Annotated in this window: 13 protein-coding genes; 7 read left to right on the forward strand and 6 right to left on the reverse strand. The window is 67.8% G+C overall.

Features of this window, described 5'->3' with window-relative positions; translation table 11 throughout:
• Positions 1-26 precede the first annotated feature (26 nt).
• Positions 27-914, reverse strand: coding sequence for a dioxygenase family protein (locus AC30PD_RS18650; protein ID WP_489537178.1), 888 nt, complete (start codon positions 912-914; stop codon positions 27-29).
• 46 nt (positions 915-960) lie between these two features.
• Positions 961-2,691, reverse strand: coding sequence for an amidohydrolase (locus AC30PD_RS18655; protein WP_489537179.1), 1,731 nt, complete (start codon positions 2,689-2,691; stop codon positions 961-963).
• A 148-nt stretch (positions 2,692-2,839) separates the two neighbouring features.
• Here AC30PD_RS18655 and AC30PD_RS18660 point away from each other — a divergent pair, with 148 nt between their 5' ends.
• The 4 genes from AC30PD_RS18660 (at position 2,840) to AC30PD_RS18675 (ending at position 6,634) form a co-directional block, all read left to right on the forward strand.
• On the forward strand, positions 2,840-3,748 hold the full coding sequence (locus AC30PD_RS18660; RefSeq protein ID WP_489537180.1) for a LysR substrate-binding domain-containing protein: 909 nt from the start codon (positions 2,840-2,842) through the stop codon (positions 3,746-3,748).
• A gap of 71 nt (positions 3,749-3,819) precedes the next feature.
• Complete coding sequence (locus tag AC30PD_RS18665; RefSeq protein ID WP_489537181.1) at positions 3,820-4,320, forward strand: Dps family protein; 501 nt, start codon at positions 3,820-3,822, stop codon at positions 4,318-4,320.
• Between the two features lie 13 nt (positions 4,321-4,333).
• Positions 4,334-4,957 carry a DJ-1/PfpI family protein gene (locus AC30PD_RS18670; protein WP_489537182.1) on the forward strand — a complete coding sequence of 208 codons (624 nt, stop codon included), beginning with the start codon at positions 4,334-4,336 and terminating at the stop codon, positions 4,955-4,957.
• A 48-nt stretch (positions 4,958-5,005) separates the two neighbouring features.
• On the forward strand, positions 5,006-6,634 hold the full coding sequence (locus AC30PD_RS18675; RefSeq protein WP_489537183.1) for a peptide chain release factor 3: 1,629 nt from the start codon (positions 5,006-5,008) through the stop codon (positions 6,632-6,634).
• Here the strand turns inward: AC30PD_RS18675 and AC30PD_RS18680 are convergent.
• Positions 6,573-7,340: a hypothetical protein gene (locus tag AC30PD_RS18680; protein ID WP_489537184.1), complete on the reverse strand. Its 768-nt coding sequence runs from the start codon at positions 7,338-7,340 to the stop codon at positions 6,573-6,575. The genes AC30PD_RS18675 and AC30PD_RS18680 overlap by 62 nt on opposite strands.
• 83 nt (positions 7,341-7,423) lie before the next feature.
• Here AC30PD_RS18680 and ubiA point away from each other — a divergent pair, with 83 nt between their 5' ends.
• Positions 7,424-8,302, forward strand: a complete 879-nt coding sequence (ubiA, locus tag AC30PD_RS18685; RefSeq protein WP_489537185.1) for a 4-hydroxybenzoate octaprenyltransferase — start codon at positions 7,424-7,426, stop codon at positions 8,300-8,302.
• A gap of 47 nt (positions 8,303-8,349) precedes the next feature.
• Complete coding sequence (locus tag AC30PD_RS18690) at positions 8,350-9,501, forward strand: tetratricopeptide repeat protein (protein WP_489537186.1); 1,152 nt, start codon at positions 8,350-8,352, stop codon at positions 9,499-9,501.
• Between the two features lie 18 nt (positions 9,502-9,519).
• Here the strand turns inward: AC30PD_RS18690 and AC30PD_RS18695 are convergent, their stop codons facing one another.
• From AC30PD_RS18695 to AC30PD_RS18705, 3 genes are all read right to left on the reverse strand, one after another.
• On the reverse strand, positions 9,520-10,791 hold the full coding sequence (locus AC30PD_RS18695) for a Glu/Leu/Phe/Val family dehydrogenase (RefSeq protein WP_489537187.1): 1,272 nt from the start codon (positions 10,789-10,791) through the stop codon (positions 9,520-9,522).
• Positions 10,792-10,960: 169 nt separating this feature from the next.
• Positions 10,961-11,770 carry a pyrroline-5-carboxylate reductase gene (gene proC / locus AC30PD_RS18700; RefSeq protein WP_489537188.1) on the reverse strand — a complete coding sequence of 270 codons (810 nt, stop codon included), beginning with the start codon at positions 11,768-11,770 and terminating at the stop codon, positions 10,961-10,963.
• 29 nt (positions 11,771-11,799) lie between these two features.
• A complete protein-coding gene (locus AC30PD_RS18705) occupies positions 11,800-14,799 on the reverse strand; it encodes an L-glutamate gamma-semialdehyde dehydrogenase (protein ID WP_489537189.1) in 3,000 nt (999 codons plus the stop codon).
• A gap of 94 nt (positions 14,800-14,893) precedes the next feature.
• On the opposite strand from AC30PD_RS18705, the gene AC30PD_RS18710 reads away from it, so the two are divergent.
• Complete coding sequence (locus AC30PD_RS18710; RefSeq protein ID WP_489537190.1) at positions 14,894-15,373, forward strand: Lrp/AsnC ligand binding domain-containing protein; 480 nt, start codon at positions 14,894-14,896, stop codon at positions 15,371-15,373.
• Positions 15,374-15,416: the final 43 nt, after the last annotated feature.

The raw sequence follows: 15,416 nt of genomic DNA on the forward strand, positions 1-15,416 counted from the left end.
CGCAGGCCGCGCCGGAGTGGGTCGGCTCAGGCCGGTGTGGGCGCGAGGCGGAAGTCGAAGCTCGCCGAGTGGTAGGGCTTCTTCATCTCGCGGCCATCGACGGCCTTGCCCGCCGGGTGCTTGTCGAAGTCGACGACCAGGCTGTCGCGTTTGCCGAACACCGCGTCTTCGTTGATGTAGGGGCTGCCCGCGACGAAGATGTGCGTCGTCAGCATCACGTGCCCGGGGGCCGAGACCTGCATGTGGATGTGCCCCGGGCGGTAGATGCTGCGGCCGGTGGCGCGCATCATCTGGCCGACCGGCCCGTCGTCGGGGATCGGGTAGTACGCGGGCAGGATCGACCAGAACCAGTAGCGGCCTTCGGCGTCGGTGCGAAAGCGCCCGCGGGCACGCATCGTCGGCGTGTCGGACAGCTGCACGTCGTACTTGCCGTCGCCGTCGCCCGACCACACGTCGAGCAACGCGCCGGCCAGCGGTTGGCCGTTCACGTCGGTCACGCGGCCCATGTAGAACGCGGGTTCGCCGGGCACGCCTTCGCCGATGTCGGCGCCCAGCGGCAGGTCGGGCGCGCCGGGCCAGAAGAACGGGCCTTCGACGGTGGCTTCGGTCGCTTCGGTCGCGCCTTTCACGTTGCCGCTGGCGCGGGCCTGGGCCAGCGAGACGACCATCATCGACAAGCCCAGCGTGTCGGAGAGCAGAATGAATTCCGGCCGCCGCTCGGTCGAGATCTGGCCCACGGCGTTCAGGAAGTTCAGGCCCGCCAGCCACTCGTCGGGCTTCAGGTCGACTTCGCGCGCGAAGGCGTGCACGTGCTTGACCAGTGCCGTCATCAATTCGCGCAGACGCGGTTCCGGCGTGCCGTTGAACGCCGCCAACACGTCGTTCGTGAGCTTTTCCTGGTTGTATTCAGACATCGTCGCGGCTCCTTGCCGTGGGTCGAGCGGGTGGCGAATCGCCGGATCAGCGGTCGTAGATGTTGACGGCGCCGGTGTTGTGGACGACGCGCCCGCCCACGATCGTCAGCACCGAACCGAGCCGCTTGAGTGATTCTTCGGGAACGCTGAAGTAGTCGGCATTGAGCACCGTCAAGTCGGCCAGCTTGCCCACCTCGATCGACCCGAGTTTGTCTTCTTCCTTGCTGAACCAGCCGTTCTCACGGGTATACAGCCGCAAGGCTTCCTGACGAGTCAGGGTCTGCCCGGCATTGATGAGGACGCCCGAGCTGTTCCGGCCGGTCGTCATGTAGTAGAGCATCAGCCAGGGATTGAGCGCGGAGATCTGGGCCGAGTCGGAACCGGCGCCGACCTTGACGCCGCTGTCGACGACGGTGCGGTAGGGCGGCCCGGCAGCGGCGGGTGTGCCGGCCAGGTAGCGGAAGCCGTGCAACGCGACGCCGGCGCCGAGCTTCTTGAGCCGTGCGAGGCTGGCCGGCGTGATCGTCATGGCATGGGCCACCGACCAGTGCAGTGGCGCGATCGGCACGCTCGCGTTCAGGGCTTCCCAGGCATCGATCGCCACACTGTCCTCGGCCGCACTGAGGGTGTGCTGCTGGTAGATCCAGCCGCGTTCGGCCGCCTTGCGCACGGCCGCGGGATAATTGGACGGCGGCACGACCTGACCGAACAGCGGCCAGTTGGTGATGAACTCGCCGAGACCGCTGACGCGCAGCCAGTCGTCGCCGAAGTCGCGGAAAGAATTCTGCAGCCGGCGCGAAAGGATCGGGATCGCCTGCGCGTTGTCCATGCTCAGGAAGAAGATGCGCACCCGGACCTTCATGTCGTCGCTGCGGTGCAGCTCGAGCAGCGGGTCGTAGGCGGTGTAGGGGTCCCAGCTGGCGGCGCCGTCGAACACGAATTCGTCTTCGTGATCGGGCGAGCCCGGGATGAGAAAGCCGCCCATGTCGAAGTTCGAGGTGACGCCGAGCGAGGCCGCGTACGTCATGGCGTCCATGGTGCCGCGCTTCTTGTCGTCGAAGGTCTGCACCGAGCGCAGTGCGTTCAGGGCCGCGACCGTGGGTGCATTGGCCGCGATCGAACCGTCGGCGCCGACCACGATGCCGCGGCTCGCGAAGAATATGCGGCCAGCCGAGTTGGTGCTCGAGGGCCCGGTGAACCCGACCTGCAGGTACACCGGGTTGCCCGGCGCGATGGCGTCGAGCTCGGCCAGATTGGGCAGGCGTTTTTCGGTGAACTGCGCCGGGTTGAACCCGCCGATCGAGGTGATGAAGGCCGCTGTCGGTGCCGAGCGGATGCGCTTCTGGTAGATCGTGCGGATGTCGCCGAACGACGCCGCCGATTCGAGCGGCGTGTGGTGACCCGGGCGCAGCCCGAGCAGCACGATGTGGTTGTGGTTGTCGACGAGGCCCGGGGTGACGGTGCGGCCTTCGAGGTTGATGATCTGGCGGCAGCCGTGCGGCGCGAAGCTTCCGTCGTCGCGGCCGACCGCGGTGAACTTGCCGTTGCGCATCGTGACGGTCGAGACGACGCGGTTGGCGCTGTCCATCGTGTGGATGCGGCCGTTGATCAGCGTGGTCTCTCGGCCTTCGGGGCAGCTGCGGTCACGGTCGCGATCCCGATCGCGGCCGCGTGAGTCGTCGTCGTGGGCATGGCCGACGGCGCCGGTCAGTGCCAGCGCCAGTGCGAACGCCAGCCGCATGACCCGGCGCGCCGGGCTGGTTGAAAGTGTGTGCATGGTGTCTCCGTCGAGCGCCGCTGAAGCGGTCTGTGTGCACCGGGCGCCCCGGTGCTGGCTGCGCAAGGATAGGAAAGCGCCACCCTTCCGCAAAGTGAAATATTTGGATCGATATGATCGATGGCGTCGATCATTGATGAGGGTTTGTATGGAGCTGAGGCATCTTCGTTACTTCACGGCTTTGGCCGAAACGCTCAGCTTCACGCGCGCTGCGGAGCGTGTGCATGTGACGCAGTCGACGCTGTCGCACCAGATCCGCCAGCTCGAGGAAGAGGTGGGCCAGCCACTCTTCGACCGCATCGGCAAGAAGGTCGTGACGACCGAGGCCGGCGAGCTTTTTCTCGGCTTCGCCGGGCGCGCGCTCAAAGAGGTGGACCTGGGCATGGCGATGCTCAAGCCCGGTGCCGGCGGTCTGACGGGCCAGGTGCGCATAGGCGCCACGCACACCTTCAACATCGGCCTGATCCCGGAGTGCGTGGCGCAATTCCTGGGGCGCCACCCGACGGTGCAGGTGCGCGTGGAAGAACTGGCGGCCGACCAGATCGGCACCAAGCTGCACGCCGGCGAGCTCGACATCGGCATCGCCTACCGGCCCAATGGCCCGACCGACCTGTGGTTCGAGCCGCTCTACAACGAAGAGATGGTGCTGGTGGTTTCCGACGCCCACCCGCTGGCCGGGCGCAAGCGCATCCGCATGGTCGAGCTGCACCAGCAGCGGCTGGTTCTGCTGCCCGACTACTTCTCCACGCGCATGCTGCTCGAAGAGTGTTTCAAGGCGAGCGGCGCCGAGCCGCTGGTGGTGGCCGAGATGTCGACGATCGCACCCATGCTCGGGTTGGTGCTGCGCTCGGAGGTCGGCGCCATCGTCGCGATCAACGCGGTGCCGGCGGGCATGACCGGGCTGCAGATGATCCCGATCGAGAGCCCCACGCCGATCCGCACGCCGGGCATCCTGTGGCGGCTCGAAGGCGAGAAGGCGGCGCCGGTGCAGTCGTTCGCCGTGATCGTGCGCAAGACGGCCTTGGGCAACAGCCTGCGCCAGGAAGGGCCGGGCTGACCCGCCACGGCGGCGCGCCGTGCTTTGTTGTTAAAGTGACTTCAACCCCTTTCAACCCGGAGCATTCGAGCATGGCCAAGAGCAAAGCCCCCGCCGGCATGAGCATCAACATCGGCATCAGCGAAAAAGACCGCGCGGCGATCGCCGGTGGCCTGGCCAAGCTGCTGGCCGACACCTACACGCTCTACCTCACGACCCACAACTTCCACTGGAACGTGACCGGGCCGATGTTCAACACGCTGCACCTGATGTTCATGGCGCAGTACACCGAGCTGTGGAACGCGGTCGACCCGGTGGCCGAACGCATTCGTTCGCTCGGCCATCCGGCGCCGGGCTCGTACGCGCAGTTCGGCAAGCTGAGCTCGATCAAGGACGCGCCGGCGGTGCCGCCGAAAGCGCTCGAGATGGTGGCGATCCTGGTCGCCGGCCACGAGGCCGTGGCGCGCACCGCCCGCAGCATCTTCCCGCTGGCCGACAAGGCCGGCGACGAGCCCACCGCCGACTTGCTGACGCAGCGCCTCACGGTGCACGAACAGACGGCGTGGATGCTGAGGTCGCTGCTGGAAACCTGATCGCGCCCCGTTCGTGCGCATCGCGATCCTCACCTTCGACGGGTTCAACGAGCTCGACTCGTTCATCGCGCTCGGGCTGCTGAACCGGCTGAGCGCGCAAGGCTGGAAAGCGCAGATCACGAGCCCGAGCCAGCACGTCACGTCGATGAACGGCGTGACCGTGCAGGCGCAACAGCCGCTCGAGTTCGCCAACGAGGCCGACGTGGTGCTCTTCGGCAGCGGCATCTACACCCGCGCGATTGCCGAAGACCACGGCAAGGCCGGCGCCCTCCTCGACCGACTGCAGCTCGACCCGCTGCGCCAGATGATCGGCGCGCAGTGTTCGGGTGCCTTGCTGATGGCGCGGCTCGGGCTGCTGGCCGACATGCCCGCCTGCACCGACCTGACCACCCGGCCCTGGCTCGTCGAAGCCGGGGTGCGTGTCGAAGAGGCGCCGTTCCACGCCCGTGGGCCGATCGCCACGGCGGGCGGTTGCCTCGCTTCGCAATATCTGGCGGCGTGGCTCATGCTGCGCGGCGCCGGCGAGGCCGCCGCGAAGCAGGCGTTGCACTACGCCGCACCGGTCGGCGAAAAAGAGGCTTACGTCGAGCGCCTGCTCGCCGTGGTGCGGCCGTTCATCACGCCAAGCCCGCGATAATCGAGGGTTGTCTCTTCGAGGCGGCCCGCCCCGTGCGGCCGCACATGCATGTCTGACCCGACCCCCACGGCCCTGGCCGCGCAAGTGCGCCGCCGCCGCACCTTCGCCATCATTTCCCACCCCGACGCCGGCAAGACCACGCTGACGGAAAAGCTGCTGCTGTTTTCTGGCGCGATCCAGATCGCGGGTTCGGTGAAGGCACGCAAGGCCACGCGCCACGCCACCAGCGACTGGATGGAAATCGAGAAGCAGCGCGGCATCTCGGTCGCCTCGAGCGTGATGCAGATGGAATACCGCGACTGCGTCATCAACCTGCTCGACACGCCGGGCCACCAGGACTTCTCGGAAGACACCTACCGCGTGCTGACGGCCGTGGACGCGGCGCTGATGGTGATCGACGCTGCCAACGGCGTGGAGCCGCAGACACGCCGGCTGCTGCAGGTCTGCCGCGCCCGCAACACGCCCATCCTCACCTTCGTGAACAAGATGGACCGCGAGGTGCAGGAGCCGATGGCGCTGATGGACGAGATCGAGCGCGAGCTCGGCATGGAAGTGGTGCCTTTCACCTGGCCGGTCGGCATGGGCAAGGCTTTCCACGGCGTGATGGACCTGCGCGAGAAGCGCATGCGGGTGTTCGGCGGTGAAGAAGGTGGAGCGGAGTTTCTCGACGGCCTGGACAACCCGGTCTACCCCGAGCGCTTCGGCATGCAGTACGCGCAGTCGAAAGAAGAGATCGAACTGCTGCAGGACGCCGCGCCGGCCTTTGACCGCCAGGCTTTCCTGAGCGGCCACCAGACGCCGATGTTCTTCGGCTCGGCGGTCAACAACTTCGGCGTGCAGGAAGTGCTCGACGCGCTGGTCGACCTGGCGCCGGCGCCCGGCCCGCGCGCCGCGATCCAGCGGGTGGTGCAGCCCGACGAGCCCAAGCTCACCGGCGTGGTGTTCAAGATCCAGGCCAACATGGACCCGGCGCACCGCGACCGCATCGCGTTCGTGCGTGTGGCGAGCGGCCACTTCAACCGCGGCATGCGCATCAAGGTGGCGCGCTCGGGCAAGGAGATGCGGCCGAACACCGTGGTCAGCTTTCTGAGCCAGCGCCGCGAGCTGCTCGACGAAGCCTATGCCGGCGACATCATCGGCATCCCGAACCACGGCGTGCTGCAGCTCGGCGACACGCTCACCGAGGGCGAGTCGCTCCAGTACACGGGCCTGCCGTTTTTTGCGCCAGAGATGTTCCGCACCGTCGAGGTGGCCGACCCGCTGCGCACCAAGCAGCTCAAGGCCGGGCTCACGCAGCTCGGCGAAGAAGGCGCGATCCAGGTGTTTCGCCCGGTCGCAAGTTCACTGCTGTTGCTGGGTGCCGTGGGCCAGCTGCAGTTCGAGGTGGTGGCGCACCGGCTCGAACACGAATACGGCGTGAAGGCGCGCATCACCTCGAGCCGCTACCAGGTGGCGCGCTGGGTCACCTGCGCGCCCGAAGACGGCGGCGCGAAAGAACTTCAGCGGTTCATCGACGGCAACGCGCACCGCGTGGCCTTCGATGCGGTCGACGCGCCGACGGTGCTGGTGGAATACGCGCCCGAGCTGCGCGCGATCGAAGCCAACTGGCCGAAGATCAGGTTCCACGCACTCCGCGAACACGCGGGTCTGGTGTTCCAGAAACAGCTGGAAGGCTGAGGCCCGAGTCGAGCAGGTTCGGCCAGATCACCGCGCTGGCATTCACGAAGCCGTAGTTCAGGGCCGTGACGGCCACCTCGCCGCTGCGTGTCGACGAGGCCGGGAAGCGCGGGTGGATCAGGATCGAATCGGTCCGGTTCTGCACACCCGAGTCGTAGATCAGCGTGCTGCTGCCTTCGGCGTAGAGCCGCAGCCGGCAGGTGCGGCTGTTCGAGGCCTGGGGCCCGCCGCCCTCGAACGGCAGGATCTGCGACTGAACGAAGCTGGAGCCGGTGCCGTCACCGTCGAACAGGTCGTAGTCGAGGTTCACCGTGGAGTCGAAGTAGTTCTCGATGCCGCGTGGCGCCGGCACCAGGCGGGCCGAGGCAAAGTGGCGGTAATACACGAACAGGCTCGGCAGCGACGAGCGGGCGTCGATGAGCACGTTGTCGAAGTCGAAGAAGGCCCCGCCGCCCGAGCGCCGCACGCGCACCGTGTAGTAGCCGCTGTCGAAGTCGACCGGGCTCGTCAAGCCGGGGAAGGGCACGCCGGTGCCGATGAAACTTGAGCCGACCGAGATGTCGGCCGACGGGAACTCCGGGTTCACGTTCATCACCCACACCCGCTGCAGGCCCGAACCGTCGCTGCCTCCGCCGCCGCAGCCGGCCAGCGTGGTGGCCGCTGTGGCGGCGAACAGGCCGATGATCTTGCGGCGGTCGATGGACATGACGGTCTCCTGTGCGTGGGTGGGTGCGACCTTAACGCGGCACGGCCCGAATCGGCGTACGACGAAGCCGCGACAATCGCGGCATGCCGTCCGACGCGCCCGCCCCGCACCGCCTGTCGCTCTACCTCGACCTGATCCGCTGGAACCGGCCAGCGGGCAGTTACCTGCTGCTGTGGCCCACGCTGTCGGCCTTGTGGCTCGCGGCCGGTGGGTTCCCAGGCTGGCACTTGTTGATCGTCTTCACGCTCGGCACCTTTCTGATGCGCAGCGCCGGCTGCGCCGTCAACGACGTCGCCGACCGCGACTTCGACAAGCACGTGAAGCGCACCGCGAACCGCCCGGTGACGAGCGGTGCGGTCAGCACGAAAGAAGCGCTGGCGCTCGGCGCGGTGCTGGCGCTGCTGGCGTTCGCGCTCGTGCTCACGACCAACACCGCCACCGTCGTGTGGAGCTTCGCCGCATTGGCGATCAGCATCGTCTACCCGTTCACCAAGCGGTTTTTCTCGATGCCGCAGGCGGTGCTCGGCGTGGCGTTCAGCTTCGGCATACCGATGGCCTTTGCGGCCGTGCGTGGCGAGGTGCCGGCGCTGGCCTGGTGGCTCCTGCTCGGCAACCTGTTCTGGGTGCTGGCCTACGACACCGAGTACGCGATGGTCGACCGCGACGACGACCTGAAGATCGGCATCCAGACCTCGGCCATCACGCTCGGCCGCCTCGACGTGGCCGCGGTGATGCTGTTCTACGCGGCCTTTCTGACCACCTGGGCCGTGCTCGGCGCAGGGCTCGGTTTGCGCTGGCCCTTTTTTGCCGGGCTGACGGTTGCGGCCGGCATCGCCGGATGGCATTACACGCTCATTCGCGACCGCTCGCGCGACGGTTGTTTCCGCGCCTTCCGGCTCAACCACTGGGTCGGCTTCGTGGTGTTTGCCGGCGTGTTGCTGGCCTTCGGGGTTCAGGGCTAGGATCAGGCAGCCGCCGGCAACCGGCGGCTGCCTTGTGGGAGCGCCCGATGAAATCTGCCGCCGTCCTCTTGCTGTCTCTCATGCTCGCCGCTTGTGCCAGCGCACCGCCGATGCCGCCCGCCGCCGGGCTCTTCCACGACGAGTTGTTCGCCGCGCCGTCGGCACCGATCCGCCCCGCCGAGGCCATGGCGGTCAGCCCGGCGATGCGCCAGTACCTGGCCGAGAGGATCCTCTCGGGCCCGCGTTTTCTCGACCGCAAGCAGCAACTGATCGACGCGCTTTACCGCAAGGACGAGTTGCTGATCGAATACGACGCCGCCGTCACCCGCACCGCGGCTCAGGCCTTCGACGCCCGCTCGGGCAACTGCCTGGCGCTGGTGCTGATGACTTCGGCCTTCGCGCGCGAGCTGGGCCTGTCGGTCCGCTACCAGTCGGTGCTGGGCGACGACGCGTGGGACCGCTCCGGTGACATCGTCGTCTCGGTCGGCCACGTCAACCTGACGCTGTCTGACAAGCCGCCGCAGAACGGCATCGGCATCATGGACACCGGGCAGCTGACGATCGACTTCCTGGCGCCGAGCAATGTCAGCCGGCAGCGCACGCGCGTGATCCAGGAGCACACTTTGATCGCGATGTTCCTGAACAACCGGTCCGTCGAAGCGCTGACGCAGGGCCAGACCGACGACGCCTACTGGTGGGCGCGCGAGGCGATCGCCAAAGACCCGGAGCTGCTGAGCGCCTACATCACCCTCGGTGTGATCTACCGAAACCGGCAGCGCCCCGAGCTGGCCGAAGAGGTGCTGCAGCGGGTGGTGCAACGCGAGCCCGACAACACCAAGGCGATGTCGAACCGCGCGCTGGTGCTGCGTGACCTCGGCCGCCAGGCCGAAGCCGACGCGCTGGTGCGCCAGCTCGAGCGGCTCGACCCGCACCCGCCGTTCAGCTACTTCAACGCCGGCATGACGGCGTTGCGCGAGCGCCGCTTCGAGGCGGCCAAGGGTTTGTTCACCAAGGAAGTGGACCGTGCGCCCTACCACCACGAGTTCCAGTTCTGGCTCGCGATCACCTACCTCGAGCTGCACGACGCGGCGCGCGCGACCGAACACCTGACGAAGGCGATGGAAGTGAGCACCACGCGCAAGGACCACGACCTCTACGCCGCCAAGCTAGGCCGGCTGAAGGCGCTCGGGCCGCAGTAGCCCGGCGCCGCCTGGCGGTCACGGGTAGAGGCCGCGCTCTTCGCGTGCGATCAGGATGCGCTCGCAGGCCACCGCGAAGGTGGCGGTGCGCAGGCTGATCTTGTGGCGGTCGGCCGTGTCCCAGATCTTCTTCAGCGCGTCGACCATGATCTTGTCGAGCCGCAGGTTGATCTCGTCTTCGCTCCAGAAGAAGCTGGAAAAGTCCTGCACCCACTCGAAGTAGCTCACCGTCACGCCACCGGCATTGCAGATCACGTCGGGCACGACGAGCACGCCGCGGCTGGTGAGCGCGTCGTCGGCGTCGGGCAGCGTCGGGCCGTTCGCACCTTCGAGCACCAGCCTGGCCTTGATGCGGTTGGCGCGTGCTGCGGTGATCTGAGATTCGAGAGCCGCGGGGATCAGGATGTCGCAGTCCACGTCCCAGAAGCTCTCGTTGTCGATGCGTTCGGCGTTCTTGTAGTGGCCGATGCCGCCGTCGCGCTTGAGCACCTCCATCGTGTCGGCGATGTCGAAACCGTTCTTGTTGACGAGCGTGCCGGTGTGGTCTTGCACTGCCACGAGCTTGGCGCCGGCCTGCACGAACAGCTCGGCGGCCGAGCCGCCCACGTTGCCCATGCCCTGCACCGCGATGCGCGCGCCGTTCAGGTCGAGGCCGATGCGCCGGGCGGCTTCACGGCCCGTCACGAACACGCCGCGGCCGGTGGCCTTCACACGCCCGAGCGAGCCGCCCAGGTGCAGCGGCTTGCCGGTGACGACGCCGGTGGCGGTGGTGCCGGTGTTCATCGAATACGTGTCCATCATCCAGGCCATGATCTGGCCGTTGGTGTTCACGTCGGGCGCAGGGATGTCACGCTGCGGGCCGATGATGATGCCGATCTCGCTGGTGTAGCGGCGCGTCATGCGCTCGAGCTCTTTCAGCGAGAGCAGCTTCGGATCGACGCGGATGCCACCCTTGGCGCCGCCGTAGGGCAGGTTCACCGCCGCGCACTTCACCGTCATCCACGCGCTCAGTGCCATCACTTCTTCGAGCGTCACTTCGGGGTGGTAGCGCACACCGCCCTTGCCGGGGCCGCGCGAGAGGTTGTGCTGCACGCGGTAACCCTCGAAGTGCGCCACGTCGCCGTTGTCGAGTTCGATCGGCACGTCGACGATCAGGGCGCGCTTCGGGCGCTTCAGCGTTTCCGACCAGCGCGCGAGGTTGCCGAGGTAGGGCAACACGCGGTCGACCTGCGAGATGTAGGTGTCCCAGGCGGTGTCGCCCTTCTGGCTGACGTAGGAAAGGTAGCTCATGAGGTTGTCTCTGGTTTGAGTGTCATGCTCTGGCTCGACCCGCTCGTGGCGCGCGGCCCGCATGGGGCGAGACTGTAGGCGCACGGCGCCGCAAAAGCTGCCGCGGCGCCATGCAGGGTTTGCATGACGTGACACGCGCGCGGCATCGGCCGCAGGCGCAGGCGCGCTTTTACGAGCCGAACTCGTCGCCGAGTTCGCGGGCGCGCTGCCGGGCCGCGAGAAGCGCCTGCACGATCGCCGGCTTCACGCCGCTGGCTTCAAGCGACATCAGGGCCGCGTAGGTCGTGCCGCCTTTCGAGGTGACCCGCTCGCGCAGCACCTCGGGCGGCTCGCTCGACGCCTGGGCCAGCGAGGTGGCGCCGGCGAAGGTGGCGAGTGCGAGCTGCTTGCCCTGCGCTTCGCTCAGGCCCATCTCGCGCGCGGCCTGCACCATCGCTTCGACAAAATAGAACACATAGGCAGGGCCCGAACCCGACAGCGCGGTCACGGCGTCGAGGTCTTCTTCGCGGTCGACCCACACGGTCTGGCCGGTCGGCGCCAGCACGGCCTCCACCTCGGCACGGTCGGCGGCGGTGACCGCTGCGCTCGCGTACAGGCCGGCGATGCCTTCGCCGATCAGCGCGGGCGTGTTCGGCATGCTGCGCACGATGCGCGTTGCGCCCGTGGCGTTGGCAATGCCCACGCTGCGGATGCCGGCCATCACGCTCAGGTGCAGCGCCTGGCCGAAGAAAGGCGCGCAGGGCGCGGCCGCGGCGCCGAAGAGTTGCGGCTTCACGGCCCAGACGACCAGCGCGGCGCCTACGAGCGTGGCGTCGGCAGCGGCCAGCGTGCGCACGCCGAACTCGGCGGCCAGCTTTGCGCGCTGCGCTTCGCCGGGGTCGACGACGATGATCGACGTGGCTGCCCGGCCGCTGCGCACCAGCCCGCCGACGATGGCGCTGGCCATGTTGCCGCCGCCGATGAAAACGATGTTGTCCATGGCGCGAGTGTACGAAGCGCGCTGATCGATCAGTGCAACCCGGCCAGCAAGGCCGCGTTGCCGCCGGCGGCCGCCGTGTTGATCGTCACCGTCTGCTCGGCGCAGAAGCGGTACAGGTAGTGAGGCCCGCCAGCCTTGGGGCCGGTGCCCGAAAGGCCTTCGCCGCCGAAAGGCTGCACGCCGACCACGGCGCCGATCATGTTGCGGTTGACGTAGACGTTGCCGATGCGCGCTGCCGCAGCGAGGCGCAGCGCGCGCGAGTCGATGCGGGTCTGGATGCCGAGCGTCAGGCCGTAGCCGAGCGCGTTGATCTGTGCGATGACCGAGTCGACGTCGCCACCCCAGCGCACCACGTGCAGGACCGGGCCGAAGATTTCCTGCTTCACGTCGCCGATGTTCTTCAGCTCGAACGCGATCGGGGCAATCAGGCGCGGGAAGGTTGATGCCACAGGCGCTTCGCCGATCAGTGTGGCCTGCGAGCGCAGGCGGGTGATGTGTGCGTTGATGCCGTCGAACGCTTCGGCATCGATCACCGGGCCGACGTCGGTGGCGAGCAGCGCCGGGTCGCCCACGTTCAGCTCTTTCAACGCGCCGCGGATCATCTCGATCACGCCGTCGGCCACGCCTTCGTGCACACACAGCAGGCGCAGCGCCGAGCAGCGCTGGCCGGCCGAGCGGAAGGCGCTTTGCACCACCGCGTCGACCACCTGCTCGGGCAGCGCGGTGCTGTCGACGATCATCGCGTTGATGCCGCCGGTCTCGGCGATCAGCGGCACCATCGCGCCGTCTTTCGCGGCGAGCGTGCGGTTGATGATCTTGGCGACCGCGGTGGAGCCGGTGAAACACACGCCCGCCGTGCGCGGGTCGGCGATGAGCGCGGCGCCGACGGTTTCGCCCGGGCCGTGCAGCAGCGCGAGCGCGTCGTTCGGCACGCCGGCGGCGAACAGCAGCTCGACGAAACGCTGCGCGACGGCCGGTGTCTGTTCCGCCGGCTTCGCGGCGACCGCGTTGCCGGCGACGAGGGCGGCCACGACCTGCCCCGCAAAGATCGCGAGCGGGAAGTTCCACGGGCTGATGCAGACGAACACGCCGCGGCCGTGCAGGTGCAGCTCGTTGCTTTCGCCCGTCGGGCCGGGCAGTGTTTGTGTGGCGAGGCGCGCTTCGGCCTGGTCGGCGTAGTAGCGGCAGAAGTCGACCGCTTCGCGCACCTCGGCCACGCAGTCGCCGAGCGTCTTATGGGCTTCTTTCACGAGCTGGCCGCAGAACTCGGGCAGGCGGGCGTCGAGCGCGCTGGCGGCGCGGCGCAAGACGGCGGCGCGCTGCGCGAGCGGCGTGATGTTCCACGCGTTGAAGCCGGTGTGCAGGCGCGCCATCGTGGCGCTCACCTCGGGTGGTGTGGCTTCGCGAACCGGAACGAGCAGGGTGGCGGCCAGCGCGCGGTCGAGCGGCGCGCGCTCGGCGAGGCAGGCCAGGTCGACGCCGGTGGAATTGGCGCGGCCCCGCTGCGTGGCGGGGTTCCAGCCGTAGAGCGCGACCGGGGGCTCGATGCCCACGGCTTCGGCCGGCACGAGCGGCGAAGCGAGCAGCGCGTCCACGTCGACCGCCTCGTCGGAGAGCTGGTGCACGAACGACGAGTTCGCGCCGTTCTCGAGCAGCCGCCGCACCAGGTAGGCGAGCAGGTCGCGGTGCTCGCCGACCGGCGCATACACACGCACCGGAATCGCGCTGTCGCGCATCACCTCGCGGTACACACCTTCGCCCATGCCGTGCAGGCGCTGCATCTCGTACTTCGCGCCCTGGGCATTGGCCATGCCGATGATCGCGGCGATGGTGCCGGCGTTGTGGGTGGCGAACTGCGGGTAGATCACGTCTTGGTTGGCGATCAGCGCACGCGCGCAGGCGAGGTACGAGATGTCGGTGTGGTGCTTGTGCGTGAACACCGGGTAGCCGGCGAGGCCCTGCTCTTGCGCGCGCTTGATCTCGCCGTCCCAGTAGGCGCCTTTCACCAGCCGCACCATGAAACGCAGGCCGTGGGCGCGCGCGATGCGGGCGACTTCTTCAACGACCTGCAGCGCGCGTGTCTGGTAGGCCTGCACGGCCAGGCCGAACCCGCGCCACTGCGGGAACTCGCTCGCGATGCGAGCGCCGATCGCGTCCAGCACATCGAGCGAGAGCTCGAGGCGGTCGCTCTCTTCGGCGTCGATGGTCAGGTTGATGTCGGCGCGCGCGGCCGGCTCGATGAGTTGCCAGACGCGCGGCAGCAGTTCGGCGAACACCCGCTCGCGCTGCGTGTCTTCATAGCGCGAGAACAGCGCGCTGAGCTTGATCGAGATGCCGTCGGCGGCCTCAGGGCCTTGGCCCGACGAGCCTTTGGCGATGGCGTGGATGGCGTTCAGGTACGAAGCCAAGTAACGCTGCGCATCGGCTTCGGTGCGCGCGCCTTCGCCGAGCATGTCGTAGCTGAAGCGCAGACCGCTGAGCGACTTGCGTGCAGAGGCCGCTTCGCCCATCGCTTCCTTGATCGAGCGGCCGAGCACGAACTGGCGGCCGAGCAGCTGGATCGCGCGCACCGTGGCGGCCACGACCGTTTGCGCGCCCAGTCGCTTCAACACGCCGCTCTCGGCGTCGTTCTCGGGCAGGAACCTCTTCGACAGCGCGATGGCGCTGGCCGACAGGTTGGCGAGCATCTTGTGCGGCCCACCGGAAGCGGTGTCGAAGTCGGCCTTGCCGAGCTGGTCGGCCGTGAGCGCGATGGCGGTTTCGGCGTCGGGCACGCGCAGCAGCGCTTCGGCCAGGCGCATCAGCGCCAGGCCTTCGGCGCTCGAGATCGGGTACTCGCGCAACAACGACTCCATGGCCCAGAACGGCGCCGGGTTGTCGCGCACCGCCTGCACCCAGGGCCGCGCGCTGCGCACGGCCGCGGGCCAGTCGGCCGAGGTGGCGAGACCCTGCATCAGCGAGTTCAACACGTCGAATTCAGGGCGGTACGGGTAGGGCAGGCGGGCGGAAACGGGTGGTGCGCTGAACATCGTGAACCTCTTGTGTAGAACTAATGGCTAGGTTATGTTCATCTCGCCAGAGTTAATCGCTAAGTTTGTGGCGATCACTAGAGAGTTATCCATCATGCTTGCCGACCCCGTCACCCAGCCGCTCGACAAGACCGACGCCCGCATCCTGCGCGTGTTGCAAAGCGACGGGCGCATCTCGAACCTGAAGCTCGCCGAAGAAGTGCACTTGTCGCCCACCGCCGTGCTCGAGCGTGTGAAGCGGCTCACGCGCGACGGCTTCATCCTCGGCTACGAAGCCAAACTCAACCCCGACAAGCTCGGCGCCGGGTTGCTGGTGTTCATTGAGGTCGTGCTCGACCGCACCACGCACGACGCGATGAACATTTTCAAGGCGGCGGTGCAGGTGCGGCCCGAGATCCTCGAATGCCATCTTGTCGCCGGCGGGTTCGACTACCTGATCAAGACCCGCGTGGCCGACATGCAGGCTTACCGCGGCTTCGTCGGCTCGGTGATCTGGGGGTTGCCCGGCGTGCGCGAGACGCGCACTTACGCGGTGATGGAGGAGGTGAAGAACACGACGCTGCTGGCGATCTGAATTTGCGCTTGACGAGCGCTTCCAATATGTTGGATGATGTGTC

This window comes from Rhizobacter sp., from assembly GCF_032229685.1.
Lineage (GTDB): Bacteria > Pseudomonadota > Gammaproteobacteria > Burkholderiales > Burkholderiaceae_C > LMDS01.